A 25,965-nucleotide genomic window follows, 5' to 3' on the forward strand; every position below is an offset into this window, starting at 1 on the left:
TTAGCTCGTGCCATACTTCTGTAAACTTGTTGTCCAATCTGTCAAAACTTTGGACGAAATGTGTTTACCCCGCTCGTTGATTAAGGTATCAGCCATTGTCGTCACCTCTATCACTGTTTTGTGTCCTGTCTCTACCATCTCAGCTAATAATCGCAGTGTTCTGATGTAAGCAACACTGTATGCCTTGCAGGTTTCAACAACTAGCCCATCATCACTAGCACAAATCAGCAATTGATGACGGGCAATGGCAATTGTAGATCGATCTGCAACACTCAAAAGTGGTTCTCTAACGCTAAATTCTAGAAAACTGGCAAACATCTCTTCTGTCGAAAGAGCCAGAGGTGTTAAGTATTGGTTAGCAGCTTGGCGAGTTGGGGGTTCTAGTTGATCTGAGTCTAAGACTTCCTGGGCAATGTACAACGGGCTATAGTGCTGTTGTAGCCACCCCCACTCGTTCAGCCAGCGAAAATCAATGAGTGCTGTTGCGTCAAGAATTGTTCCGTTAAGCGACTGCATAAACCTCATTTTCTTGACGACGCACCCGCAGTTTTTCAACAGTTAAGTTGAGAAGTTCTGCTGCTTTCATTTCTGAAATCTTGCCCAATTTTAAGGACTGCCAAATTAGAAATTCATAACGTTCATTTTCTGGATAATCCTCCGCAACCAGTGCTGGTGGTAATTCCATCGAGTTTTGCAAAGATGCCCCATCATGTTGCTTTTTATAAATTGCACATATTTTGGCTTTCTCTTTAGCAAAATCAATGGTTCCCATTTCTGCTAAACGATTCAAGATAACTAAGTAACTCACCCGAAAATGCCGTTTGAGTTTGACAATATCTTGGGTAAGTGTGTACATCCGCTCAAATTCTGCTTGGGGAACAAGTAGGTGACTGGCAAAGTAATCAGCCACCTTTTCTCGTGCTTTTTCTTCCTCTTTGGTTCCTTCTTCAATTAGAGTGTCTTGGTACTCTACACGGTGAAAGATTAAGTGTCCAATTTCATGTGCAAGAGTAAATAATTGGCGTTCAATAGTGATGTTATAGGTATTTACCAAAACAAAAGCACCTTCTATATCACTACAAGCACTCAGACCAAAGAAACCTTTGATGGGAATGGGCTGGCGTAAAACTTTTAACCCGATTTCTTCTACAGACTGAAACAGGTTGGCAATAGGAGCATCTCCCAAGCCCAGGCGATGGCGAAACAAAGCAGCTATTGTTTGAATGTGCTTTTCGTTGCTTTCTACTTGATGACAAGGTGTACTTTCTGGGGTGTAGCTTGGTAAGCCAACAGCTTGTTCTAGGGCGTTATAAGTTTGCAGCATTCGTAGCACTTGGGCTGCAAACTGGGCATTTTTGTCAAAGGAAACATGAGCGCGGAACCGAAAGTTGGGTAGTCCTTCACCTTGTGAGCGTAGCAAGTCATCGAGTGTAATGGCCAAAGCACTCGCCAGAGCAGAAAGGATTTTGCTGTCTGGTAAAGTTTTGGCGTTCTCGTAGTTATTGATGCTCTGGCGAGTTACTCCAGCTTGTTCTGCAAGTTGCTCTTGAGACAAGCCTAGACTTTTACGGTAGCGGATCAGGTTCGCAGCAATGATCTCTTTCATGGCTGATTTTTTCCTGCGATCGCTAGGAGTGTCAAAGTTGTTGATCAGATTTTCTCTAATTATAATAGAAAATGTCAAAACACTTTTACATCCTTCTTAAGGAGGTGATAAAGATATGGCAAAGAATACAGGTAACGGTTATCGCCGTGGTGCTGTGGACAACCGCAGCCAAACTTACAACCCTGTGACCGAACAATGGGTAAAGCGTAATGCTGAAACCGGACGGTTTATGAACGTGAAGGAAAACGGAGAACCTTTTAAAGGTGTTCGTAAAGAAGACTAATACTAAATTGCGTCCAGTGTGGAAACTGAACGCAACTCGGTAATGGTATTAGTTTTGGTCTATTGGAGGGGTGGTGTTACACTCTTAGCCCACTCCTTCAGTTTCCTCTATTATGTTCTTTTTCAGTTTCAAAATCCAAATCATTATTTGCATTGGGCTGTACACAACGGGAATTAATAAGTAATTTATTTTGTTTTTATCAGTAAAAAATTAAGTATGGTTCCATTAAAGTGGGTTGATGCAACAGATCTAGTTAGATGGGCAGATAGATTAGATGCTCGCGCACGACTTCCTCAAGTATTACGCTTACTAATTCATGCTACAGTCCAGCACCCTCGCCCCAGACGTGTTGATTTTCCATCGGGTGAGAGTATTCAAATGCCGGGATGGGACGGTATTGTAGACGCACCTAAAGGCAACAGTTTTGTTCCTGATGGCTATTCAGTTTGGGAACTTGGAGTTAACAAAGATTTTAAGGGAAAAGCAGATGGTGATTATACTAAACGTGTTAAGAATCCTCTAGGAGTGGTTACTGCTGAAACCACCTTTGTTTTTGTTACTCCCCGACGATGGGTTAATAAGAATGAGTGGGAGAGAGACAAGAAAAGTGAGGGGATATGGGCTGATGTAAAAGCTTATGATGCTGATGACTTAGAACAGTGGTTAGAACAAGCCCCTGCTGTTCATGCTAGGTTAGCTTGGTTAATGAGAAAGTGGCTACAAGAAGCTCAGGATATTGGTAGCTTCTGGTATGAGTGGAAAAACTCTACTTCACCACCAATGAATACACAATTACATCTTGCGGGCAGAGAGAAAGAAGTTGAAAGAGTTCATAATTGGTTGCAAGCAGAACCATCAAAGCTTACTATCCAAGCAGATACTCGTGAAGAAGTAATTGCAATTTTGGGTGCGGTTATTCATCAAATGCCAGAAGCACAAAATGTAGAGTATTTATCTCGGTGCATTATTGTTCAAAGTGAACCTTCATGGCGGTATTTTGCTAGCACCCAAGAATCACTAATCTTAATACCAACATTTGAGCAACCAAAATTTTTGCCAAGAGAGCATCATATTCTTATCCCCATTGGTAGAGAAATTAAACTCCCTGAAGATGGATTAAAGCTGTTGCGCCCCGATAAAACAGCCTTTAGACAGGCTTTGGTAGATATGGGGCTATCAGAAGAACGAGCCTATAACTTAATTAAAAATTCCAAGCGAAATCTCAACGTTTTACGGCGACTAATTGCAGTTGCACCCGAAATACATACTCCCGATTGGGCAAAACCAGAAAATGCCCGTTCTCTTATTCCAATTTTACTGGCTGGAGCATGGGATGACACAAAACAGGGGGACAGAGAAGTTATAGCTAAACTAGCTCGCAAACCCTATGAAGAAGTTGTAGCAGAGATATCACGTTGGCTAAATAGTTCTGACCCTCCTGTTCGACAAATAGGAAGTGTTTGGCAGTTAATTTCTCGCGAAGATTCATGGCATCTTTTATCACGCTTTATTATCCGTGACGATCTGGAAGCATTTACAAGCGTTACACTCTCGATTTTAGGAAGCCTTGACCCACGATTTGAGTTACCCTTAGGTCAACGGTATGCAGCCAGCATATATGGTAAGGAGTTGGCAAACTCAGACTTTCTCAGAGAAGGACTAGCAGAAACTTTAGCAATTTTAGCAACACGGGGGCTACCGTCGGAAACCCAAGATATAATATCTGCTCAGGAAAGAGTCACTGGAATTATACATTCTTTGTTAAATTCCAATGTTGACTGGCGAATTTGGGCATCACTTGCATATTTTTTACCCACTCTAGCAGAAGCTGCACCAGAAGCATTTTTGGAAGCTGTTGACAATCGGCTGGTAGAAGATAATCCTACTTTAGTGCAATTATTTTTACAAGAGGAATCTTTTGGTGGTAGCCCTCACACAGGGTTGCTTTGGGCTTTGGAAGTGCTTGTTTGGGAAGCCCAATATCTCTCACAAGTTACGCTGATTCTTGGGAAACTTTCCAGGCTTGATCCTGGTGGAAAAATTATAAACCGTCCATTTTCTAGCTTGTGTGAGATTTTTCTATGCTGGAACCCGCAAACATCAGCTAATTCGACTCAACGCTTACGAGTTATTGATACACTGATCGCCCGTGAACCAGATATTGGTTGGCAGCTTTTGTGTAACCTGCTTCCACAAATTTGTGGGGAGACTTCTGATCCAATTTACCAACCTCGTTGGCGAGATTGGAATGCCGACTCTACTCCAAAAGTTACATGTACTGAATACTGGAATAATATAGATGCTCTCGTGGAGCGAGTCCTTTCTAATATGGGGAGTGACAGTGAAAAAATATGTGCTGTTATCAAAAAAATAGAGTTTCTTCCACCTCAATTACAAGATAAAAGCGTTAATCATCTACTTGCAGTTGACATTATCAATATTAAAAAAGAAGATTTAGTAAAAATCTGTGAAATTATTAGAGAAATAATTCAAGCACACAAAGAATTTTCTGATGCGGAATCGGCATTATCTGCGGATGCCATTGATAAATTTTACTTGTTACACCGAAGGTTTGAACCAAAGGATATAATATATCGTTATGCTTGGTTATTCTCCTTTAACCCTAACTTCCTATATCGTCTTCATAAAGAACATATTTATAACGATTGGGAGACAAGAAGTAAAAAAATTAAAGAGGCTCAAACGTCAGCAGCGAGAAAAATTTACTTTCAAGCTGATATAAGTGCTGTTTTAGAAATGGCAGAGGTTGTAAAAGAGCCAGTTTTACTTGGTGCAGCAATTGCAAGCATAGAAACAATTAGTGGAGAAGCTGAAATAAGCTTTATTAGCGAAACTATTGGAAATGAGAAAGAGAAACTTAATGTTCTAGCAATAGGATTTATACGTAGTCGTCTGGAAAATTGTGGATGGGATTGGGTAGCAAATATCCTTTCTTGTGCCAAAAATAACCATTGGACTGAACATAAAGTGATTAATGTTTTCTATGCGTTGCCGTTTGAGAAACGTAGTTGGGATTTGTTAATAAGTTTTGGTGAGAAATTAACAAATATATATTGGCAGACTATTCCTGCGGGTTGGGTTAAAGAAAATGAACAAGGGGCTGCAATCATTAAGTTGTTAGAATTTAATCGCCCCTATGCAGCACTCAACCTAGTTAATTTATACCAAAATGATAAAAATAAATTCCTCCCATCAACCCTATTAGTAGACATCCTTGAAAAAGCCGCGTCAGTTGATCCCTATAAGGAACAACCACAATTCAATACGAGTTATATTAGCTATCGCATCGGAAAAGTTTTTGATATTCTAGAAATACTAGACAACATCGAATATAACAAACTTGCCTTTTTGGAGTGGATATACTTACCGCTACTAGTTCATTCCCAACGGCAACCTAAACTTCTTTACCAAGAACTTTGCAAAGATCCTCTATTTTTTGTACAAATTCTAAAGTTTGTGTATCAGTCAGAAGATGATAGAGATGAATCAGTGGAAATTGATCAAGCTACTTTAAACCGTGCTAACTTGGGGTCTAAGTTACTTAAATCATGGCATCAAGTACCTGGACTGAAGGAAGATGGGACTGTTGATATAGAACAATTAAGAAATTGGGTATTGCGGGCACGAACAGCTAGTCAAGAAAGTGGAAGAGGTAAAATCGCAGATGTAAAGATTGGTCATGTTTTAGCATATGCACCGAAATCATCAGACGGTATATGGCCAGATATCGCAGTGCGAGAAATTATTGAAGAAGTTGCAAGTAAACACATGGAACAGGGGATAACAACTGGTGTTTTTAACAAGCGGGGAATGTGGTGGAAATCAATGGGCAAAGGTGGAGTTCAAGAACGAGAATTGGCTGAAACCTATCGCAATTATGCAATTACAGTAAGGGACACTCATCCTAGAACAGCGGCAATGTTACGCAGGATTGCTGACAGTTATATCTTTAATGCTCACTGGGAAGATATTCAGACGGAGTTAGAGGATTAAGAATAGTCCTAACTGTTAATGAAAGGAAATATCTCGTCAATCTGTTAACAATGTTTCTAATTGTTGTAGGAGACTGTCCTTTGAATCATAATGTGGTTCTTGTCAGATTTTGGTCACGCTATGGTTCAAAATTTGGTCATGCGGGGGGTAAAATCACAGTTTACACTTGCCCATTTATGACCTTTTTAGGGAATGTTTTCATTTGAATAGTCAAGTTGAGCTTGAGGCTGAAACGACGGGAAATCAAGCTTTTTGACAATTAACTTTATAAAACTTTACAAGGTGTCCCAATTTGCAGGTATCTCGGCGGATACGCAATTAGACCTTAATTAATTTACCATCCAGTTTAATACAAAGGTACTAATTACAAGTAGCATTGGTAACATAACAGTTCTTTAAGATCTGTACCTACTGGTCGCTTGTTCTCATACCTATAAGAACTTTGCTCAGTTTTTTCTACGAGTCTGACTCCCCTTGAGTCTCTTCATCTTCAAGTGCAAACTCGCTAATATAGTCGCGCACTACACGCTCAAAAAACAGGGGAGCGGGTAAAATAGTCCAATCCCTATAGTGACCGAAACTATAACGTAGTGATTCTACAAGCAAAGCTAGACTATCTGGATTATCCTCCGCTTGCCGCAAGGTGACAACAATCTCAAGGGGGTTTGGAGTGGGCCACTGCCCAAAAAACGGACTTCTTGTGGCAACTTGCTGAATTATCAACCCAGCATTGTTATAAACTTTTTCTTTGGAACCATCAGCTTTTTCAGCAGGTGTGTTTATTAGCGTCTTGGCATAGCAACTTTGCCCGCGTGAGTACTGATGAAGCATTTTATTTCCCACAGACAGATAAGCAACACACCCAGTTTGGTTTGTTTTTGTTGCGGTCAGTCGGAACAATCCTTTAGAACTAGACGCTGAAGGAATTTCTAGGCTAGGGGACAATTTCTTTAATTCTTTGATAGAGCGTGTATCTTCCAGCGAGGTTTCAACTAACTGTCTGACTTTTTTATCGATAATTCCAGGCGCAAGGTCTTGTCGAATCCGAACTATGCGTGCGCCCTGCCACTCCTGCTGCATCCACTGATATTGCTGCCCAAGATCAATTTCATTTGCATCCATCCTGATATCAGCAAGCCAAGGCCAGAGTTGGACACAGTTAGAAGAGTCAATTATTACCAATGGCTGCGCCTCTTCTTCCACAGAATTGGAAATAATCTGTTTAACAAATTCCATAAATCGAGTCCTTCGCTCCCTAACTTCCGATGCCAGTTTGATTGGAGAAAGTTGGGCAATAAATGAGATTGCATCAGGAAAGTCTTTCCAAGGACTAATTTCTAAACGATTTGCTTTCTCGTAAGCACAGCAAAGGTCGCATTTGCCTGTATCTACCTTAAGGCGCATTGCTACAGCTAAAAATGTATTCTCAATCAGTCCACGAGCGCGACCCCTTTGTTTCCGGACAATTGTAATCGCCAAGATTTCTTTTGGTCTGGCTTCTGGTGGAATATCCTCCAGATACTTGTCAACCTTATGTTGCAAATCATCAATACGACCAGAATGAGCAGAAAGCAAATCTTTCAAAGCAGCTTGTAATCTATGAAAAAAATTTCCGAGTTTGAAACGCCTAGTGGAGAATGTCTTTGCCATTGGCTCAAGAAACTGCACGCAGGCTCCAGCCCTTGCAGCCAATGCTTGGCGGGTTGAAGGTTTGTTAACTTTATCGTCCGGTTTAGCAACTTTCTGACCACTAGGATCTGGGTAAAATTTTGGTGCTAGTATCAAGCAGAAAGTTCGCTGTCTTCGGTTTTTAATTTGTTGCGTTATTGAATCCCATGCCTCAACCCGATGGCGCGACCGTTCTTTAGCTTTCAATTTGTTACCTGGCAGTAATTCTCGCGGGCCATGAGTATTGGCTGGTAAGCGGTTAAACAGAACTTCGAGGGTTTCTCCCCACAGAATGGGAATAATTGCCTTTAATAGGTTTACTTCCGTGTCTAACCCATCTTCATAAAAAATGATTAGTGATAGACGCTCGTTGGGATACAGCCGTCGCATAGCAGCCTGGTTTGCCTGAATAATAGCTTGAAGGTCTTGCGTCTGATCTGGTAATTTTGTTTTGATAAATTTAAGAGATTTTCTTCCATTATCAATTGCTTCTAAACTAATGCCAAAGTATTTCCTTAGGGAGCTATTGAGTTGATTATCGTCTAGTTTATCAAGATATTTCGGAGTAAATTGAAAGTTAGAATTTGAGTCTTGATTTGTTTCAAGAGCTTCCAGAGCAGCACCAAGCAATGTAGGTAAATTAATCATGCGTGATGCTTTCTTATCTAGATTGTGTCTAGACTTGACAGGCGAGTAACTATTAAACGGTTTGAGTTTTGATGGTTTAAGAATTTTCGCTAGTGCCTCAAAAGCTTCTAACTTATCAATCTCTGGTACACCCTTTTCAATCTCCTCTTCTTCTAAACTGTCTTCGTCTTTTTCAGGATTATCTTGAAGTCCATCGCGGTAAGTCAGCAATACTTGGCATTGGTCGGTCGAGGCTCTGCCCAACGCAATTTGTTGTCCATCAAACGGCTGCATTAATAAATTCAATTCGCGGCGTAAGGCTTCAAAATCTTTATCTGTGACCCAACACCAGTTTTGATTTTCATCCTGTTGACAGATAACTTTGAAACTAAATGCACGGTCAGGATATTTTTGAGAAAAGATAAAACCACTAATTGCATTGCGATCTAAGCTAGGAGGTTTTAACTGAGTGAGCCACCGACGTTTGGAAACATCAATTTTCAGCAAAGGTTGATGTAAAGAGGGATAAGTCACAACTTCCAGCCGTAGCACTAAGCTGAATTTTTCCCTGATGGGATTGGTAATCAGTTCTGCCACACCAGAGGTAAACATTCCACTACTAGAAATAATGCGTTTTATTGAACCTAGCCCTTGAAAAATTTCATGCCCAGCAATTTGACGAGATACAAAGTCTGCTAACATCCGATAAGCATGTTTATCTTTAGGCTGAGTTGTACCTGTCTCTTTTGACCAATCCCAAGGTAAAGTATGAGATTTAAACGGAGAAATTGTCAGCAACTCCCCTTCTTCAAAAAGATCTTCCAATCGCCCAATAATTTCTGGTAATATATCTTGTTTATTAGCAAAAGGTTTGAGGAAGTTAGTTATCCAATCATTGAGAATTGAGTTAATAGCCTTTGTGAGTTCTTCTTCAGTACCACCACTTAAGTATGCAAAAGCTTCTGGGTCACTGGGATTCTTTGCATTTAATACGTATTTACTCAGACCTAAATTTAATTGAATTCGTTCTACATTTTTTAGTCCTACTTCTAGGAGTCCTCGCAGTGAAGCATAGGGGAGATTCTTAATGTTAGAACGCCCTTCATGAAGATTTCCTTTTTGAATTTGTGCAAGAATTACCAAAGATTTCTTTGTCCAAGCAAGGGTAAAACCCTCTACTATTATTGGAGAGAGATTGTCCGGTACAGTAAAGGCTAAAGGAACTCGTTCGAGGAGCTTGGGTTGTCTTGATAGCGGAATATAAAAGGTCTCTGAAAGTGAAGTAATTTCTGCTATTTCATCTTCGTCTAACGTCAGGGATTCTTTATCCAGTTCGGATAAATCCTCATTTAAATCAAAGTAATCATAAAAATTATTACTCATTATTACATCTCCAATAATGGGGAAAATTCATCAAAATCATCTTCGTCTGTTAACTCTTCTTTTGAACGCAAATTTTCAGGATAAATCACACCTTCAATTCGTTGCAGAGGTGACAGAAATGCACCGTAAAGTTCCTGATAAATTTCTCGAATTACGGGGTCAGGATGATTTACGCATTCTTCTAAGATGATTCGCATCTGCACTAACATACTGTCTCGCCCAGAGTCGGGTTTATCCTTTGTGGATTGAATAGCCCAAGCTGCATCTACAAAATAAACTGCTACTGGACAACCATTCCGCATACCTCGCCCAATTGTTTGCAAAATGGCAACCATTTGATTAGCTGTAAATGGTCTAAACAGCTCGGAACCAAGACGACTAGCCATCAAAGGTTCGCGTAACAATCTATTGGCATATCGCCAGAGGTTTTTTCGAGACTGGTGCCAGGAAGAAGCGATCGCGCTTAGGTCTTCTGCTTGGGTAAAAATTTGACTATTAAATTTTTGCGTTGCTCGCCCTGCTAGGCTGTATAAAAGTTGCATATCATCCGTAGAAGGATGAGGACGAGTCAAGAAGTAAATGGAGCCAATGGCAGCATCAAGTTTTCTCAGTCCTTTGGTAAAAACAATGTTTACGCCTCGACCAATAGCAAGTATAGGGAAGATTAAAATATCACAGGTTTCATCATCTCCCAGTGCCTCGCACTGAGCAGTTGTAACAAAATCTGTCGGTAGCTCTCCTTCTTTTAAGGAGCGAACAACTGCTTTTGTGCGCCTGCCAACCTCTGGATGATAATCGTTAAGAAATTTTTTGATAGTACGAGCTTGCTGGTAGCTATTTACGATTAAGGCTGCTTTACGGTGTATACCGTCTTTTACATCAAAATTACGGATGGATTTGTAAATTTCAGATTTTGTAGTGCCACCCCGTACCAGTGCCTCCACCATTCGCTTGAGATTGCGTTCCTGAAGTTCACCAGCGCCACTATATCGCAGGGGTTCATCGCCACGTTCACGGTCGGGAATCCATTTGAAGCGGTAAACACTGCGTTCTGGGTCATGTTCGGACTGGCGCGGTTTGAGTAGATAATGCGGGCCAGTGTTTATGTGATAAGCCGGACTCGCTTCAAGAAACGATGTTGCTGAGGTCATTAAGATAGCTGGGCCTGATTGTTCTCCATCTGCCTCTAACAACTTATGAAAGCGGTGCATCAACATTCGTGGGGCACCAACGAAAGTGATATAAGAAAGTTCTACATTTCGAGCGGTAGTACGAGTTGTCTGTGCTTTCGAGAAACTATATTTCACACCAGAAAATGAACCAAGAATATTTTCTGGAATTATCTTTCGGAGTTCTGGCGTTGCTGTAGACTCCACAATTGGTTCTCGGATTAGCCCTTCCGCCACCATTGTCCTGGTTCCCGGCACAATGCGCTGGTAGCCCAAAATCATGAAAGTGACAGACACCAACAATATAATTACGTCGTTTGCTTCGGTTGGAGGCGGACGGTCACAAAAGCAGAGGGGAAGAAACAATTCGGCAATCTCTTCCACAATTTTGTCGCGTTGCTTAATTGAATTCTCAGCTAGGTAACGGCGGAAGTGCTGAATCAGCTTCTTCCACTGTTGTTCTAAATCTGCACTATTTGTTGCTAAAGTTTGAGCGCACAAATCAGCTTTAGCCCACTCCAGTTCTTCAAGACCTGTGCGGTTGTAAAACGCACGGTAAGCCGCTGATTCCCAAAGTTCAGTTAACGCTCGAATTTTACTGAAACTAAGCTTGGCTTCAAAGTCATCAAGGCGATCTCGTTTGGAGTATTTCTCAAAACCATCTAATAAATCACTAATAATCCTCAATACAGTTAGTAGTTGGTTTTCGTAACGTTCCCCCACTCGTGATGAAGGCATATTTTGAATAGCTGTCATCAGGGAAGTATTGTGATTACCAAATTCTGCTAAGTCACGACTGTAGAGTTCCACATCTCGGTCTGATAGCCGATGATTCTCACCGCGAGCAAAGCGGTTATGAATTTGTTCGAGAATTTCCCGGTGAATTGATGTATCTGAACCTGAGATGCTTAAAGTTGCTGCCCCGTAAGCATCTAAAACTGATTGCACCATGTCAGCTTCGTCGAACACAACTACATCAAACGTGCGGGCAATCAATTCAAAATATCGCACTTGTTCACGAATTGCATGAGGTGGTACTTGAGTATCGAGTGAGCGCACATGACCAACCCAGATATCTGCGTCTATCAAATCTCGCGGTGCTTTGTTACGACCGCACATTGTCCACAAAGGACAAAGGCATTTCTTCATTTGTCCTTTTTTGCCACCTCCTTGCAAAATCTCTTCGCAAGGCGCATAACCAAAACCCCACATTGAAGTATCAGCAGTTGAAAAAGCTGGTAAAACACAATTCATGCCAAATACATCTGCTCCTTCCAAGGTGTAGCCAAAGCCACCATTACCTCCAGAAGCTGCAATTGCTTCAGCAAGGTTATCTGCATGGCGACGGCGAGTTTCATCGCTTTGACCTACCAGCATTCCTACCTTGACCTGATGAAATGCCAATTGAGTCATGTATTGTCTGGCTACTTCAATAGAGGGAAACAGAAACATTGCCTTATAACCATGTTGTCCCAGCCAAATAGCTGTCAGCACAAGAAGGGTTGTTTTACCAGCCCCTGGCAAGCCAATCAAGTGCTTAATACCTTCTAGTTCCAAGGTGTCATTTTCTTTCCGCAGTCCCTTACCAGTGAACGGTATCATCACGTCAAAGTGTTCAAAACGTTTTTCCCAGTTACCAGGTCGTCGTTCGGGATGATTTGACTCACGCTCATCCATCTCTATTGCTAAAGCACGCAGTTCTTTCAGGGAAATGCGGATTTTTCCTTTTGGCTGTCGGTTAAATGAATGGGTGCGACGGCCAGCTAGAGGGGCAGTAATAGGGTTGATTGGTACTCTTACTGCTGTTGCCTCTACACCTAAAGAAACCACCATTGGTTGATGAGAGTCGGCAAACGTTGCAGAATGTAACTGGTATGACATTGGCGCACTGAGAATTTGTCGCGCCCTCGTAATTAATGAGTCTTCTAAAGGATCTGTTCTTTTGAAGCGAAGCGCCTGGGCATCAATCTCATAGGTTCCTTTTGTTTTGTGACAATAGTGATAGTCGTTATAAATTGCAACTGCGTGTTCTACTGAGTGTTTAGTAACATAAGTCAACGACATTTGCCGCATATTAAAAATGGCTTGACGAGCTTGCTCCAATCTAGGTGCATTTAAGATACTCATCATGCCTGACATCACCACTGGTGCGTACTCCAGTGAATCAGTACCAATAAATTCTTCCATTAAGACACACAGCCAACAAATTCGGTCTGCGCCTTGCCAGAAATCAGGTTTGATTCGCATACTATATCTCTTTCAAAAACTCAATCACCGAGGAAACTGGCAGAATTTCTAAAGTAGCAGGATCGCCCTTTCTATCAAGTGTTGACAGTAGGGTTGAAATGTAACTAGGCTTTTATACGTCTGACTTTTTCCCATCTTCAGAAGTTTTAAACGCACTTTGGGCTGATTGGGATGTAATACAGAAAATCTTATCTAGCAAGCCAATTGAGGAACTCGGACACCCTCCCCTAATGATGCAAGCTCCTAAAGCACGAGGGGGCTACCGCATCGTACATGATCCAAATCCGTTTGACTCCCTAGCTTATACAGCAATAGCTTATACTCTTGCACCGGATATTGAGTTACGGCGTGAGAACTTAGGCGATCGCGTCTACTCCTATAAACTTAATGTCGATAGCCAAGGCAATTTCTTTGATGAGGCGCATAACGGTTTTCAACAATATACTTTGCGCTCTTTAGAGTTAGCAAATAGTTTTAACTACGTTTTAGTCACAGATATCGCTGCATTTTACAACCAAATCTATCTTCATCGTCTACAATCTGCGATTGAGCTGTGCCACTCAAGTCTCAACGATATTTCTTCTGCGGTAGAGGAGTTTATGCTCAACTTGAATGAGCGTGTGTCAATAGGTATCCCTGTTGGCCCTGCACCTAGCATTATTCTTGCAGAAACAGCATTGCTTGACGTTGATCAATGGATTCAACAACGAGGTTTTGAGTACGTTCGATATGTTGACGACTTCCGAATTTTTGCCAACTCGAAATTAGATTTAGAGACTCTATTACAGGATCTCGTTGGGTATCTTTACACAAGCCATCGATTAACTCTGGCATCAGATAAGACCTTTATTTTACCCAGTGAAACGCTAGTTGAGCAGTATCTTGACTCACCTGAATCTAAAGAAAGAGATATTATACACGCAAATATTGCTCAGTCTATAGCTAGCGAGACAAGCCTTGCTTTTCGTACAGCGTTTATTGAAAACCCACCTTCATGGAATAAATTAAGTGCTGAAGAGCGGAGTACGCTTTTGAATAGCTTGCTACAAAGCATTCTCCAAAAGGATCACTTAGATCTTGGGCTTGCCCGACATCTCTTACGTCGTGCAAAGCACGCAAGGCTCAGAGCAATTATTGTTCCCCTTCTCGATAATATCGAGTTCTTTATACCAGTCTTTCGTGATGTCTGCCTCTACCTCAATCATGTAATGAATGAGAATGCTATTAATAGAAATCTCGATCGTCTTGAAGTAATAATTCGTAATCAATCTATAGTCACTAGAAGTTCTTTCTGCTCAATGTGGTTGCGTTGGCTTGTGACTCGAAAGCCAGGCTACTCAAAATCTCAAGTGGTACGCGACTTCATAATGGGTGAGGGAAAACCGCTCCGTTTTCAAGCAGATTATGCAAAACTTTTTGGTCATGAAAGTTGGGTTAAAGACCACCGCTCTAACTGGCAGCAACTTGGCTCCTCAGATCGTTGGTCACTATTACTTGCTGCAAGCGTGTTAGGTGTACGTGAACGTACAGTTTGGATGAACCAAGTTTTGAGAAGTGAAGATCCGATTGATTGCAGCATAGCTCGGTATGTACTTAGCTATGGAGGAGCCACCTAACAAAGCTAGTGCAGTTGCTCTAGAAATCAACTCAAGATAATAGTAAAAAACTTTTGAGTGCCAAACTGGATGCTCCTGTAGCTAAACGTTCAGGATGTTCAGTCCGCGCTCGCTGTCCTTTCACGCCATAATCTTGTTAACAGGTTTATGGCATGGAAGTTGGTAAAGATTCAAGGATGTTCTGGCGTTGTGAGTGATGAGTGATGAGTCATAACCAAGCAACAGTTTTCAGAAATGGCCTGCGCCCTAGTTGTAGTAACTATCAGAGTGCTGAATTATAAATAACTTCTATAAATAACCAGGGGAATATAGCCCCACAAAAAACCCCGGCGTTAAGTACCGAGGTGATGGGGAAAAGCCCAATAGTCGATGGGAGATACCATTGTCGAAAATTCTTAGCTAACCGCAAAAGCAACCAAAACTAGAGCGGTAACAAACATAGTTGCAATTGCACCTTGTATAACGTAGTTACGTTGTTCCCAAATTGCCGGGTACTCAGCGTAGTAAACCTTGGGTTCAGTTGCGTAGTTATTGAGAATACCGTCTTCATTAACTGTGGTGTACATAGTTTTTTTCCTTAGTTATTAACTTATGTAAAGTAATATAACAATATTGTTACAATTGGTCAACAAGACTTGACACCAAAAGGCTGATAGCGTTAATAAAGGTTGCTTATCAGGAATAGGGTACTCAGGCGATCGCCGTCGTGCTGACTTTCCCCCAGAACTAGTTCGTGTGATGTTTACTTGATGGGATGGTAAAGCCCGTCATTCTGATAGCGCCACGCTGTACTACTTGGATCTCGATTGCGGCTCCAGCTTTCAAACTCAGATTGACTCTTGCTTTTTTGCTCACGCGCCAGGGTTGCTGTATCAACTCCCAATCTTTTAGCTAAATTCTCTGCTAGGAATGGCTGAAGTTCTACCGATTGAGGAACTTGGCTGTTGTAAGGATAACCTTGTCTTCTGGCTGGACTTTTGTACCGCTGCCCCTCTAATTGGGCTAGCCTGGTTGCCATCGCTTCTAGCTTTTGCTCCAAGCTGCTCAACCGTATTGAGTGCTGCCCTAATTCATTATCTACACGGCTTTCTATACCGTTAGCCAGCTGCTCTAATTCTGCTTCTAGTTGGTATAGACGGGTTTCTGTACCACTTTCCATACCATCTACTTCACCCAGGACGTAACGTAGACCCTGAATTACTAAATCAGTGGCAGTGGTGTTGCGCTCTTTGGCTGCGGCTCTGAGCGCCTCGGCTAAAGGTTTGGGCAGTTTGAAGTTGATTGATTCTCGTTCAACTTTCGCCATCTCTACACCCGTTTCTACATCAGCGTGTAGATTTTACCGTGATTGGGGCAACTTTTCCCCAGAACTGCCAGAGGCGATCGCTCTTGGCGGTATTCCCCAGAACTAAAATTTGTGCTTCTGCCTCCGCGCACAACTATATATATATTGGGTAACGGTTGCTAGGGCATTGGCGATCGCGCTGTAGTTCTCTGGAGGTTGCAATAAGCCCAGTACCAATGCTCTGGGTGATAACAGAGCTTAGTCCTGAAAAAATGGGCAGGCTTCATTATTGAACGCTCGGCTCCGTCAGTTATTCGTGGGATATTCAGCCCTCGAATCCAGACTTGGCTCAGGGACAAACTAAGGGAATTGATCTGTCGGCTTCCGCAGGTTGCTCGTACTTGGAATAAGCCTGCCCATTTTTCTTTAAGGGGTTAAGCAAAAATAAATTGAACAAACATGAGTTGGGGTATCTGTCTTGGCAACACTATAAATCGTGGGGTATCGAAGGGAAAGTTCAATTTATGAAGAGCGAGGATGCTAAGCGAGTCCGTGACTCAACTTTGGGCAGCAAATTCGTAACTACTGGTATCTTTTTTGTTAGCAAATACCTGACACTTTTTTTTGAAATCAGACTTGACATCTCAATTTATTCTATAGATATAATTAGATAAGAAATTCAAACTAAAAAAGCCAAAAAATTAAATATCAACCTAAGCCGGGGTTCATAACCGGCTTTTTTTTTCAGTCAACCTTTATCCGAATTCATGTCAAATTGATTGAGGATTTTAGCGTCATAAATACTTGTGACAAATATTTATGACGCTCCAAGCCTTTTTACATGGTTCATTGGCAGTCTCTTCCTGGTTTTTTTAGTTTTTAATCGTTCAAAAAATCCGAGTCAAAAGGGTAAATTCTGTGCCATGAGATTTAGGGTAAAATGTCATAAATAGCGGAGGTTTTTCCCAACTTTTATTAAAGGATTTACCGCTAGCTTCAACCTCATGAATGTAATCATCCCCCTGATTTACTAATTTCAAACATGGGAGATTACGTCTGTTTTCTATGTCATGAATTCTGATATTAATCAAAATTAATTCAACTGGAGGTAGCTTTATGAATATTATTGATTCCAATCCTCAAACGCTTTTTGATGTTTATCAAAGTCATTGTGAAGTTCTGAAATCACAGGATAATAACAGTCAACATGATGTGACGGCAGGTATTCGCACTGCATTAATTCGCTATACCCTACCTAAGTGGGGCTTTCCTTTACCCAGAAGGAAGAAGCTAACATCTGAGGAGATAAAAGCGGGATTAGAATTCATGAAGGGAGTGCCTATATCTGAATTAAAAAACGCCCTCTCTTATCAACAAGAAGTTTTTGATTCTCTTGGTAATGTTGCTAGTTCCCGAAATTATCGTTTTCATCTAAACAAGATGCTTGTTTGGTGTCATACCCAATCTTGGTGGAAAAATGCTGCCAAGACAGATGCAGACAAATATTGCCCTCCCATCCGCCTCCAAAGAGGTAGGGTTAGTGATAAAGTTCGCGTCACTAATAAAAACATGACACCTAGATGTAGCAATTTTATTTATGGGTTGAAATCTCACGAAATTTCGGCTGACTTACAACAAGAACTCAATAATTTTTTGAATTTTCAAACAACACTTGTTGGTAGTCGCAAACGCCAAGATGCTCCTTTACGGACTCGCAGTGCGATGGCTCATGTTAATAATAGTAAACGCTTCTTAGGATGGGTTCATCTATATAAGGGAGTTCCTCTTGAGGAGTTGACTTTAAAACTACTTGTGATTGCTAGTGGTTTAACTAGAGATGGACACCGAGATGAAGATGCAATTGATGAAGTTATTGATTTGATTGATGAACATTTACAGTGGCTCAGAGACACTCGTGAAGCTTCACCTAATACGGAATTAAAATGTGTCGAATCATTGGTTGCTGTAGCCAAATTTTTGTATCACAAGGAATCCAAATACCAATCTCGCGAGCAAGTGGCTAGCAAACGTGTGGGATACCGAGATATTCCCATCATTGAGGAATTACGACGACTTGAGTGTGAAATTATGGCACGAGTCAATACTGCACCACCCCGCTCTGATGAGTCAAAAAAATGGGTTGACTGGCCCACCTTTAAAGCCTGTATTGAGCGTTTGATTTCTGAATGCGCTCCGCGAGACAAAAAGGGTAAAAAGCGCAGTATCCGTACTCTTGCCCAAAGTCATCAAATTGCTTTAATTTGTATGCTTTTGAGTGCTTTTCCAGACAGGTCTAGAACTATCCGAGAGCTAGAGGTGGGTAGAAGTTTAATTAATCGTGATGGGAAATGGTTTGTTGAGCATACGGCGGAGGATTTTAAAACGGGAAATTCTTTTTGTAAAAATGGCCAAAAACGAGTTGTAGAACTTCCAGAGTCTCTATATCTTCTTCTGGAGGAATGGCTTTCAAAGTGGCGGTCGGTTTTCAATCCTAATCATCCCTATGTGTTTACCCAATTGAACGGCAAACCATTAACAGACGGCTCTCTATATCAGTATTTCCGTAAACGGATATATCGTCTAACGGGACAGGCGTTTACGCCCCATATGGTGCGCGATTCTATTGTTACGTATCTTAAACTATCTGGGACTTCCGATCGGGTGCTGGCAGCTTTGGCAGAACTGATGGCTCACAGTCAAAAGATGCAACACCAAATTTATGACCGCCGGACTCCAGAGCAAAAAGTGGCTCCTGCTTTATCAGCTTTGCAGTCATTGCCTACAGGTAATTTGCCCCCTCCACCGCCGCTTAAGACTATTGAGCTGACTACAGAAATTCAGGAGCAATGATTGACCTGGCTTCTCTATACTGGCTTACGTTGCTTGCACAGTTTTGTACCGGAGTCAGGAGGGTAACCTCCTGGCTTTGGCGTCCAACTACCTATGACTCCTCTACATAGCGCGCAAAGAACTCCCAAATCTTTAATCCCAAGCCGTGAGCCAGCTTCTCGACATTTTCGAGTGTTGGGCTACGTTCGGCTCGTTCTATAAGCGATATATATGTGCGATCGAGATTACTGATTTCAGCTAACTGTTCTTGGGTTAAATCTAGTTCTCGCCGTCGCCGTCGCACAGCTTTAGCAAACCGAGTTTTAATGTTTTGGCTATCGTTTAATTGGATCACGACACTATCATCAGTCAGTGCTGACAAAGCGTCTACGGACAAGTCGCCGCAATTTGCAGACAAAACGTCTAATATGATAATATTTCCGATAAACGAGCCAGCCTATTAGGTACTTACAAGTAATAAAATGCCCAGCCGTATCAATAATATTTTTGGCTTAGCCGAGGTATTTAGGCGCTTTCGTCCCGAACGGCTAAAGCAACAGCTGGGCATTTTATTATTTGCATCTCCCTTACTAAATAAGTTTCTTAGGAAGGAACACAAGGAGAACCATATGTGATGTCTGCACAAGATAATCAAAAAGCCAAATTACTATAAATAGTTACTCAGTGCTTCGTGTCTTACATGGAAATTGATCCTGTAACTGGAGGAATTATGAAAGAAAAGTATTTGTCAGAAAAAGAAGAGTTGGAATGCAATAGAACAATTACTTCTATAATTAAATGCAATAATCAGCTAGAGTATTTACTCTGGCATTTAAAATACAATGTTTTCAAAAATGATACAAAGAAGTCAATTAAATATGGCTCTTTCGCTCAAATTTGCACTCAATTATATAAAGAAAAGAAGATTAGTTTAGCTCCTACTACATGCTATGAAATTGCATGGGCTTACGAGGAAAAAAGAATTATCAAAGACGTAATAAAAATAGATATTACTGGTGTTGACATCTCGGTACATGCACGACTGGAGTTAAGAAAGGAGACAGATATCAAAATCAAAGAAAAAATCTTTAGAATTGCCTTGTCTAATGCTGCTCGAAAAAACAATATCACCCACAAAGATATTAAAAATGCCCGGTTTCAACTTGAAGAGCAGTTAATTAAGACAGAAGAAATGGTATTAATACCAAGTAATAAACAAACTCAAATTGGCAGTTCAAAATCTTCTCAAATTGGTGAAGATGTTGGTGTTATTTCTTGTGCTGATGAGGTTGTTAACAATCAAGGAGTTCCATTCTATCCCAATAAACCAATTTATACTTGGCAGGGGATACGGTTTCGCTCAAAAGCCGAAGTTCAAATAGCAAAAGCTCTTGACCGTGTTAATGTCTCGTTCCTTGCCAACTGTGTAGTCCGTCTTACCGATCCAAGAAAAACTGGTAACAGAAGGAATATGGAAGCAGATTTTGTTGTTTTATATGAAGGCAAGTTGGGTATTCTTGAAGTGGATGGCCCTTCTCACAAACCAGAAACCCGAGCGATTGAGCAGGAACGAGACCGCCTTTTTCAGCATAATGGAATACCAATAATTCAACGTTTTACTCACTCGAAATGCGAGCAACATCCAGATGATGTTGTTGAGGAATTTTTGCAAATAATTAAGAAGGTAGGTTAACAGACTAGCACTGTTGAGTGCTAAATTGTTTGTCCACTTGCAAGTATCTCGGTAGTCACCCGAATACAGCGATCGCTTGTGGTTGTGATGTAAAGTCGAAAAGCATCGCCTGCTTGGTGTGATGCCCTCATATAGTCAACAAGGGAGCAGCATTCAGCAGGTGCTAGAGTTATGAACTGTTCAGTTTCGTTCTCAAGCAGTCGCAGTTTGATTGCTTTTAGTCAATCAGCTCTAACCGCATCAATTCACTACCAGGGATAAAGCACTCAAAGATTTTTAGAGATACATCATCCATTTTTACTTTTGCCATCACTTTACCGTAAGCCGGGAAAATGCTGCTCACCGTACCTAGCTGTTGGTGACATTTAGTACTAATACAATGTACCCGCACTCTTGACCCTCCTCTAATTACAGGAGCAGGCTTCACCAAAGTGTTGATGTTGTTGATGTTTTGTTGATGAGGTGTCGATGAGGACTCAACACCCTCAACAGTTGGGTGTTGCGTCGTTTTCACAATTGTTGATGAGGTGTTGATGGTTTGTTGATGAGGTGTTGATGAAGCCTCAACACCCTCAAAACCTTGGTGTTGCGTTGTTTCCACATTTGTTGATGAGTTGTTGATGGAAAAATCCTGTACAACGTTTTTTTGCAACTCCCCAGAGGTCTCACGACAGAGAGCTTCAGGCACAGAGGTGTCACCTGTTGTAATTGTGGAATTGTGTAAAAATTCATCAACAACATCAACAATTGGCTGTATATCTTGTGTAGTAAGGGGTTGAGGGTGTTGATGAAACATCAACAATTCATCAACAAGATCAACACTTTGGTGAATTTCCAATTTCTGAGTTACGTAATCATCAGCCTTTGAGCGTTTTGGGGGTGATGTTGATGCTGTTGACGATCGATCAACAACATCAACAGCAGGTGCGGAATTGATGGGATAATATTTTTTGTCATGGCTGGCGATCGCCAACAATTGAACCAAGGTTTTGCAATCCTGGTCAATCTCATTGCTCGGTTGTGAGCGTAGTGAGTAAATACCTGCCTTAATTTGGCGAACTGTTACACCCAAGGGATATCTGTCCACATACTCTTTAATCTTGAGTAGGTTGCCAGCTAACTCCTGTTGTGAGCTATTGAGGGCATACAACAGCTTGGCTTGTGCCAAGTAAAAGTCAATCATTTGGCTAGCTACTGTCATCGTGTGACCATCGATAAACTGACTAGGGCTGTAATTTCCCGCCAGTGCAGCATTAACCAGGTGCAACCAGAGGGCAAGCCGTGCGAGATAACTTTGCAGCTTGGGGTAAGTAGCTTTTAAACCAGGGTGATTTTCCGCTAGGGCTGAGTCAGTGAGGAAGTGCTGATAAGCTTGGAATGCTGCCTTAGCTTCATTGTCAAGGAAATAATCTTGCTCTGGCAGACTCCCCAGGTGTTCAAACAGCCTCATCAAATCGTTGGCGAACTGTTGTCCTACGTAGTCATCTTGCCCAAACAAATCGATGTAAGCCGCTGGCCCCGCCACCAGACAGAAAAGCCAACGGCTGAATTCTCCTGCATGATCTTCAAAGTCCTGTTTAGCTTGAAGTTTTTTGAGTGTCTCTGGTTGAGTGTTCCCAGTGCGGCTAATGGCAGAGCGTTCCAAGTAAACTGAATTTTCGGCAGAGACTAAATCTTTACTTAGGGCATCGCCGTTAAACTCACTTAAGTCTTGTTCTAAGTCATCACCCTTACCACCACGGTATTTGTTTCGCCCATTGACGAAAGCTGACCACTCATCACGGTAGTTGAGCAAGCCACGAGGGTTTTCACCATGAATCCTGATCCGTGCTTCCGTTGTACTACTTTGCACTACAAAGCGTTGGCGCGGTGGTGGTGGGGTGGGTGGTTCGATGTCATCGTCTTTTTTGCGTTTGCAAGAATACGCTTTTAGCTGGATTTGGTATTCATCAAATTCAGTTTTCCACTTTTTGTATTCTTGTGCTTCAAGCTTGTTTAATGGACTAATGATTGCTTGTTGGGCTGGAGACTTGAGTCTGCCAGTGGGGGCAACTACGCAACTCCAGAAAATCGCTGGCTGGGTATATCCGGCTGACGGCTTAATGACGACGCGGGCAGCAGTGCCGATGCGACTACCAACCGCCGGAATCAGGGTAGTGATTAGCGCCTCAACACTGGTAGGCATTGCTCTTGCTGTATGTGCCATGAGTTGAGCGAATCTCCCGCCGTCGCCCCAGAATAATTCTTCCGGGTTTAACCGAGCATTCTGGCATTCTAGGAGATTTGGTAATTGGTGGGATACTTCTTTGCGTTCCAGAGCCTGCTCTTGCTCTTTGACTCTGGCTGTGTAAAGTTTCCATACATCTGCTGGGTAGCGGAGCGCTCTGGCGGCTAGTTCTGGGATAATCGCCTCTAGTTCGGAGCGCGGCAATTCCCGATTAATTAGGATGTCAACTTCTTTGAGCAGTTGTTCGCTAGTAAGAGGTTGCCCGGTAACTGTGGGATGCAGAATCACCTTGCTTTCTGACTTAGAGCGCCTATCTTCTGGTTGCTGGTTTCTAAAGCTTCTCTCAGGCATCGGTACGCCTACTTCCGATGCCAGTTCACTCACCAGTTCGACGAACTCCCGCCCCCTGGGTGAACCGTTGCCACCTTTTAACCGATGGCGATATTCAACAACACTTCCGCCAATTGAACAAGCGGGACATCTCCACAGAGGAGCATTACTTTTGCGTTCACAGTAGAATGCTGTACCAGACTGGCTATCGTGCCACGGGCAATTCCCTTTGAGTTTGTCGCCGTGCTGTTGAAAATCGTGGCCACCCCAGTTAAATGCCTGTTGCAGGTCAAGAATAGGGTAAATCTCATTTTCTAGTAAGTCAGAGAGAGTGCGATCGCCTCCGGTACTGCGCGGAGCGCTATTGCTGTTGAGAGTGCCGTTACCGGGATCTGACATGGGAGCCACAATTGGCTTAACTGAAGTTTTCTTGACCACTGGGTAAAGTCCAATTTCTTCTGGACTGCCGAAGATCGGGGGATACTCTGACCACTGTACCCAGCGATAAGCCTCGCCATTTACCCCAACTGTAGGCGGTAGTAGTGTATGCCCTCCGTTTTTACACAGCAATTCTCCGCAGTGGTGGGAGCCGTCCAACTTTAACGAGAAACCAGAGTTAGCCTTAAAGTTTTCTGGTTCCTTGTCAAAGGCAAACAGAAAGCGATAGCCGCCGCTGGGCGTGCGAAACATGGGCGCAATTTGGGCAATGGGGTACTGTTCCATCCATTCCCTGATTTGGCGATCGCACTCTTGGGCATTGGTAAAATCCTTTTGGTCAAAGTCAGTCCATCCCAGCCAGTGCTTACCATTCCATCCACCTAATGTTCCAATGCCTGTCTTCGGGTGGCAGAACCAAGCATCGATAATTTCTTGGTTAGGTTGGGTGTTTTGCCATTGTTTCCAATTCAGTGGTTTAAAATACCCTCTATTGTCAAAAAAACATGGCTGTTTCGGTTCCTTGCCTTGTTTTGCAGCTTCTATCGGGTTTTCTGGCAGTGGTGGGCGTCCCAACAACAGCAGCCAAGCGATCGTTTCTCTGACATTACGTGGTGCTAACTCTTGCTTAATTGGGACAGATTGTGCTATATTTATGAGATCTGAATTATTTTTGGGTGCGTCATGATGTAAGGATCTCGGCGCATTGTGCATTTCTAGCGTATTCATTTGTGGCTCCTCAATTTGTTGATTTCTTTTTGAGAAAGATTGAGTAATCCCTTTCACTTATAGGCACGCCACTGTTACGCTAGAGTTATAAATCTTTATTTCAAAAGTAAGCGGTACGACTGACCGCTTTGGTGACGACTGACAATCGTCTTGGTATGCTTGGCTCTAGTAGTAACAGAGTGGCTGCCCCAAAGTTTGGTTGGGACTACCCCTTTTTTTTGCGCCCTTATAGGGCTGTATTTATCAAAACATGAATTTCTAGCCTCTGCGCGGATAACGGTAAGATTCTGTGCGCCTTGCTATGAAAGATAAATGGTTAACTTCAGTAGTGCTAATCATTTTTTAGCTTGCCTGCCTTAATTAATTCTTGTTGTATATACTCAGTAATCCTTTTACTCATATCTGTACCTATTTCTGTGCAATACGCTTTAAACAGCCGTCGGTAATCTTCTGGCATGATTATGCGAACCTGCACCATTTTTTTCTCTTGATCGCTCATAAAATCCTATGCATAGTATAGCCACTACAGCCACCAAAAAAAAGCAGTAGTGGCTATATAGGATTTTATTGTTGTGTAGCCACTATTGGATAATTAATGGCTATAATGGCTTTAAAGCCGTTATAGCCATTAATTATCTTATGAGCGTCTTTTCCTGACCTCTATAGGGCATCTGACCCTGACCAAGGTCAAATACAGAGCTAAATCTTGACCGAAACCAACTGCTCAGTGTCATTGATGCAGAAACACGATCAATCTCTTAGTGGTACATCTGCACTATAAAAAGTTAGATTAAGCCAATATATTTGCTAAAAAAAACAGTAAAAATACGGTTATTTAAGGGTAATCCGAACCCCATCTGGACAGAGAAGATTTGACATTAACTCCTACGTGCCAGGCGATAAACCTGATACAAAGCCCAAGGCAAACTCAAAAAATGTCAAGACAAAAGATGAACCAACCTGCGTCAGATAGCTAAGGGAGTAGTTCAGTATCCCGTATTTACATCTATCCTGCGATCGCACTTTTCAACAAATGACAATCTACAGCGACAAATGAATTAGGGTAGCACTTCCAGAGGTTGAGCAGCTGAGAACAAAACTAGAAGCGATCGCAACCGAGGTAGCTCAATTGTCAGGGCAGCGCTACAGCTATTCTTCAGACTTCAAATTGTGCCTTTTGATTATTTCCTGGTTTTCTGGCTTATTGAGCCAGTCTTCTAGAGCCTCAGCGATCGTATCGCTGAGGTTTTTATCTTTGAGGGCTACTACTGCCCGAAACAATCGGTTTAACTCTGGAGAAACATAACCCCGTAATTCCTTCTTCTCACTCATTAACCTTGCACAGAGTACAACGGCTTAATTTTTGCATAGCTTTTTAGGATATTTTGATTTAGCCGTTTGTCCTATTATCCTAATATCCTAATTAGGTAGTATGATTGTGAGTGTTGCAACGCCCAACGGCGAAGCGATCGCCCCCCGGCTGGACACCAAGTAGAGCGATCGCCAATGTTTACCCCCTAATATTGGGAGATTAATAAATGATGACACAAAGCTTTTTGTCTGATGCTAACAATCCCACTACCAATCAAACATTCTCTCAAGCAAGCCCTCTTAAAGAACCACTCAAACATCTGTTGATTGGTTCTTCTAAAGCTGTGACTAGCACAATTCACTATTTGCAGGTTATTGGTTATGCAAATGTTGGAGATTGGAGTCCCTTGCTACCAAGCCCCAATCCAGGCGAGGTAATGAGCATTTTGAATAGACCTATTATGGTGCAATAGGCTTCGCACCAAATTCAGCAATAAATGCCCCAATTAGGGG

General features: G+C 42.0%; 16 protein-coding genes. 6 read left to right on the top strand and 10 right to left on the bottom strand.

The window, feature by feature from the left end; genetic code table 11:
* Both GNE10_RS00990 and GNE10_RS00995 read right to left on the bottom strand, forming a co-directional pair.
* Nucleotides 1–516, bottom strand: a complete 516-nt coding sequence (locus tag GNE10_RS00990; RefSeq protein ID WP_185563251.1) for a hypothetical protein — start codon at nt 514–516, stop codon at nt 1–3.
* Nucleotides 503–1,606, bottom strand: coding sequence for an XRE family transcriptional regulator (locus tag GNE10_RS00995; protein ID WP_185563252.1), 1,104 nt, complete (start codon nt 1,604–1,606; stop codon nt 503–505). The genes GNE10_RS00990 and GNE10_RS00995 overlap by 14 nt, the downstream gene beginning before the upstream one ends.
* A 115-nt stretch (nt 1,607–1,721) precedes the next feature.
* On the opposite strand from GNE10_RS00995, the gene GNE10_RS01000 reads away from it, so the two are divergent.
* A complete protein-coding gene (locus tag GNE10_RS01000) occupies nt 1,722–1,889 on the top strand; it encodes a hypothetical protein (RefSeq protein ID WP_185563253.1) in 168 nt (55 codons plus the stop codon).
* A 216-nt stretch (nt 1,890–2,105) separates the two neighbouring features.
* Entirely contained in the window at nt 2,106–5,903 is a 3,798-nt protein-coding gene (locus tag GNE10_RS01005) for a hypothetical protein (RefSeq protein ID WP_185563254.1), read from the top strand.
* A gap of 456 nt (nt 5,904–6,359) precedes the next feature.
* On the opposite strand, the gene GNE10_RS01010 is transcribed toward GNE10_RS01005, so the two are convergent.
* Complete coding sequence (locus tag GNE10_RS01010; protein WP_185563255.1) at nt 6,360–9,581, bottom strand: RNaseH domain-containing protein; 3,222 nt, start codon at nt 9,579–9,581, stop codon at nt 6,360–6,362.
* Nucleotides 9,582–9,583: 2 nt separating this feature from the next.
* Complete coding sequence (locus GNE10_RS01015; RefSeq protein ID WP_185563256.1) at nt 9,584–12,997, bottom strand: hypothetical protein; 3,414 nt, start codon at nt 12,995–12,997, stop codon at nt 9,584–9,586.
* 230 nt (nt 12,998–13,227) lie between these two features.
* On the opposite strand from GNE10_RS01015, the gene GNE10_RS01020 reads away from it, so the two are divergent.
* Complete coding sequence (locus GNE10_RS01020) at nt 13,228–14,613, top strand: RNA-directed DNA polymerase (RefSeq protein ID WP_185563257.1); 1,386 nt, start codon at nt 13,228–13,230, stop codon at nt 14,611–14,613.
* 395 nt (nt 14,614–15,008) lie between these two features.
* Here the strand turns inward: GNE10_RS01020 and psb34 are convergent, their stop codons facing one another.
* Nucleotides 15,009–15,179 carry a photosystem II assembly protein Psb34 gene (gene psb34, locus GNE10_RS01025; protein ID WP_185563258.1) on the bottom strand — a complete coding sequence of 57 codons (171 nt, stop codon included), beginning with the start codon at nt 15,177–15,179 and terminating at the stop codon, nt 15,009–15,011.
* A gap of 176 nt (nt 15,180–15,355) precedes the next feature.
* Complete coding sequence (locus GNE10_RS01030) at nt 15,356–15,919, bottom strand: hypothetical protein (protein WP_185563259.1); 564 nt, start codon at nt 15,917–15,919, stop codon at nt 15,356–15,358.
* 1,095 nt (nt 15,920–17,014) lie between these two features.
* Here GNE10_RS01030 and GNE10_RS01035 point away from each other — a divergent pair.
* On the top strand, nt 17,015–18,748 hold the full coding sequence (locus tag GNE10_RS01035) for a site-specific integrase (RefSeq protein ID WP_185563260.1): 1,734 nt from the start codon (nt 17,015–17,017) through the stop codon (nt 18,746–18,748).
* Nucleotides 18,749–18,839: 91 nt separating this feature from the next.
* Here the strand turns inward: GNE10_RS01035 and GNE10_RS01040 are convergent, their stop codons facing one another.
* Nucleotides 18,840–19,145: a helix-turn-helix domain-containing protein gene (locus GNE10_RS01040; RefSeq protein WP_260446706.1), complete on the bottom strand. Its 306-nt coding sequence runs from the start codon at nt 19,143–19,145 to the stop codon at nt 18,840–18,842.
* 282 nt (nt 19,146–19,427) lie between these two features.
* Here GNE10_RS01040 and GNE10_RS35675 point away from each other — a divergent pair, with 282 nt between their 5' ends.
* Nucleotides 19,428–20,420: a hypothetical protein gene (locus GNE10_RS35675; protein ID WP_185563261.1), complete on the top strand. Its 993-nt coding sequence runs from the start codon at nt 19,428–19,430 to the stop codon at nt 20,418–20,420.
* Between the two features lie 217 nt (nt 20,421–20,637).
* On the opposite strand, the gene GNE10_RS01050 is transcribed toward GNE10_RS35675, so the two are convergent.
* From GNE10_RS01050 to GNE10_RS01060, 3 genes are all read right to left on the bottom strand, one after another.
* The gene (locus tag GNE10_RS01050; protein ID WP_185563262.1) at nt 20,638–24,141 is read right to left on the bottom strand and encodes a DUF3987 domain-containing protein; all 3,504 of its coding nucleotides are present in this window, start codon (nt 24,139–24,141) and stop codon (nt 20,638–20,640) included.
* 331 nt (nt 24,142–24,472) lie between these two features.
* Entirely contained in the window at nt 24,473–24,619 is a 147-nt protein-coding gene (locus GNE10_RS01055; protein ID WP_185563263.1) for a copy number control protein, read from the bottom strand.
* A 671-nt stretch (nt 24,620–25,290) separates the two neighbouring features.
* Nucleotides 25,291–25,473 (bottom strand): hypothetical protein, encoded by a 183-nt coding sequence (locus GNE10_RS01060; RefSeq protein ID WP_185563264.1) that lies wholly within the window; start codon nt 25,471–25,473, stop codon nt 25,291–25,293.
* Nucleotides 25,474–25,679: 206 nt separating this feature from the next.
* On the opposite strand from GNE10_RS01060, the gene GNE10_RS01065 reads away from it, so the two are divergent.
* Nucleotides 25,680–25,925, top strand: a complete 246-nt coding sequence (locus GNE10_RS01065) for a hypothetical protein (RefSeq protein ID WP_185563265.1) — start codon at nt 25,680–25,682, stop codon at nt 25,923–25,925.
* Nucleotides 25,926–25,965 lie beyond the last annotated feature (40 nt).

The sequence above is a fragment of the Nostoc sp. 2RC genome, assembly GCF_014222165.1.
Lineage (GTDB): Bacteria > Cyanobacteriota > Cyanobacteriia > Cyanobacteriales > Nostocaceae > Nostoc > Nostoc linckia.

Coding starts and splice junctions, on each gene's coding strand:
- GNE10_RS00990 (WP_185563251.1), bottom strand. CDS start 516: ATGCAGTCGCTTAACGGAACAATTCTTGACGCAACAGCACTCATTGAT.
- GNE10_RS00995 (WP_185563252.1), bottom strand. CDS start 1,606: ATGAAAGAGATCATTGCTGCGAACCTGATCCGCTACCGTAAAAGTCTA.
- GNE10_RS01000 (WP_185563253.1), top strand. CDS start 1,722: ATGGCAAAGAATACAGGTAACGGTTATCGCCGTGGTGCTGTGGACAAC.
- GNE10_RS01005 (WP_185563254.1), top strand. CDS start 2,106: ATGGTTCCATTAAAGTGGGTTGATGCAACAGATCTAGTTAGATGGGCA.
- GNE10_RS01010 (WP_185563255.1), bottom strand. CDS start 9,581: ATGAGTAATAATTTTTATGATTACTTTGATTTAAATGAGGATTTATCC.
- GNE10_RS01015 (WP_185563256.1), bottom strand. CDS start 12,997: ATGCGAATCAAACCTGATTTCTGGCAAGGCGCAGACCGAATTTGTTGG.
- GNE10_RS01020 (WP_185563257.1), top strand. CDS start 13,228: ATGATGCAAGCTCCTAAAGCACGAGGGGGCTACCGCATCGTACATGAT.
- psb34 (WP_185563258.1), bottom strand. CDS start 15,179: ATGTACACCACAGTTAATGAAGACGGTATTCTCAATAACTACGCAACT.
- GNE10_RS01030 (WP_185563259.1), bottom strand. CDS start 15,919: ATGGCGAAAGTTGAACGAGAATCAATCAACTTCAAACTGCCCAAACCT.
- GNE10_RS01035 (WP_185563260.1), top strand. CDS start 17,015: ATGAATATTATTGATTCCAATCCTCAAACGCTTTTTGATGTTTATCAA.
- GNE10_RS35675 (WP_185563261.1), top strand. CDS start 19,428: ATGGAAATTGATCCTGTAACTGGAGGAATTATGAAAGAAAAGTATTTG.
- GNE10_RS01050 (WP_185563262.1), bottom strand. CDS start 24,141: ATGAATACGCTAGAAATGCACAATGCGCCGAGATCCTTACATCATGAC.
- GNE10_RS01055 (WP_185563263.1), bottom strand. CDS start 24,619: ATGGTGCAGGTTCGCATAATCATGCCAGAAGATTACCGACGGCTGTTT.
- GNE10_RS01060 (WP_185563264.1), bottom strand. CDS start 25,473: ATGAGTGAGAAGAAGGAATTACGGGGTTATGTTTCTCCAGAGTTAAAC.
- GNE10_RS01065 (WP_185563265.1), top strand. CDS start 25,680: ATGATGACACAAAGCTTTTTGTCTGATGCTAACAATCCCACTACCAAT.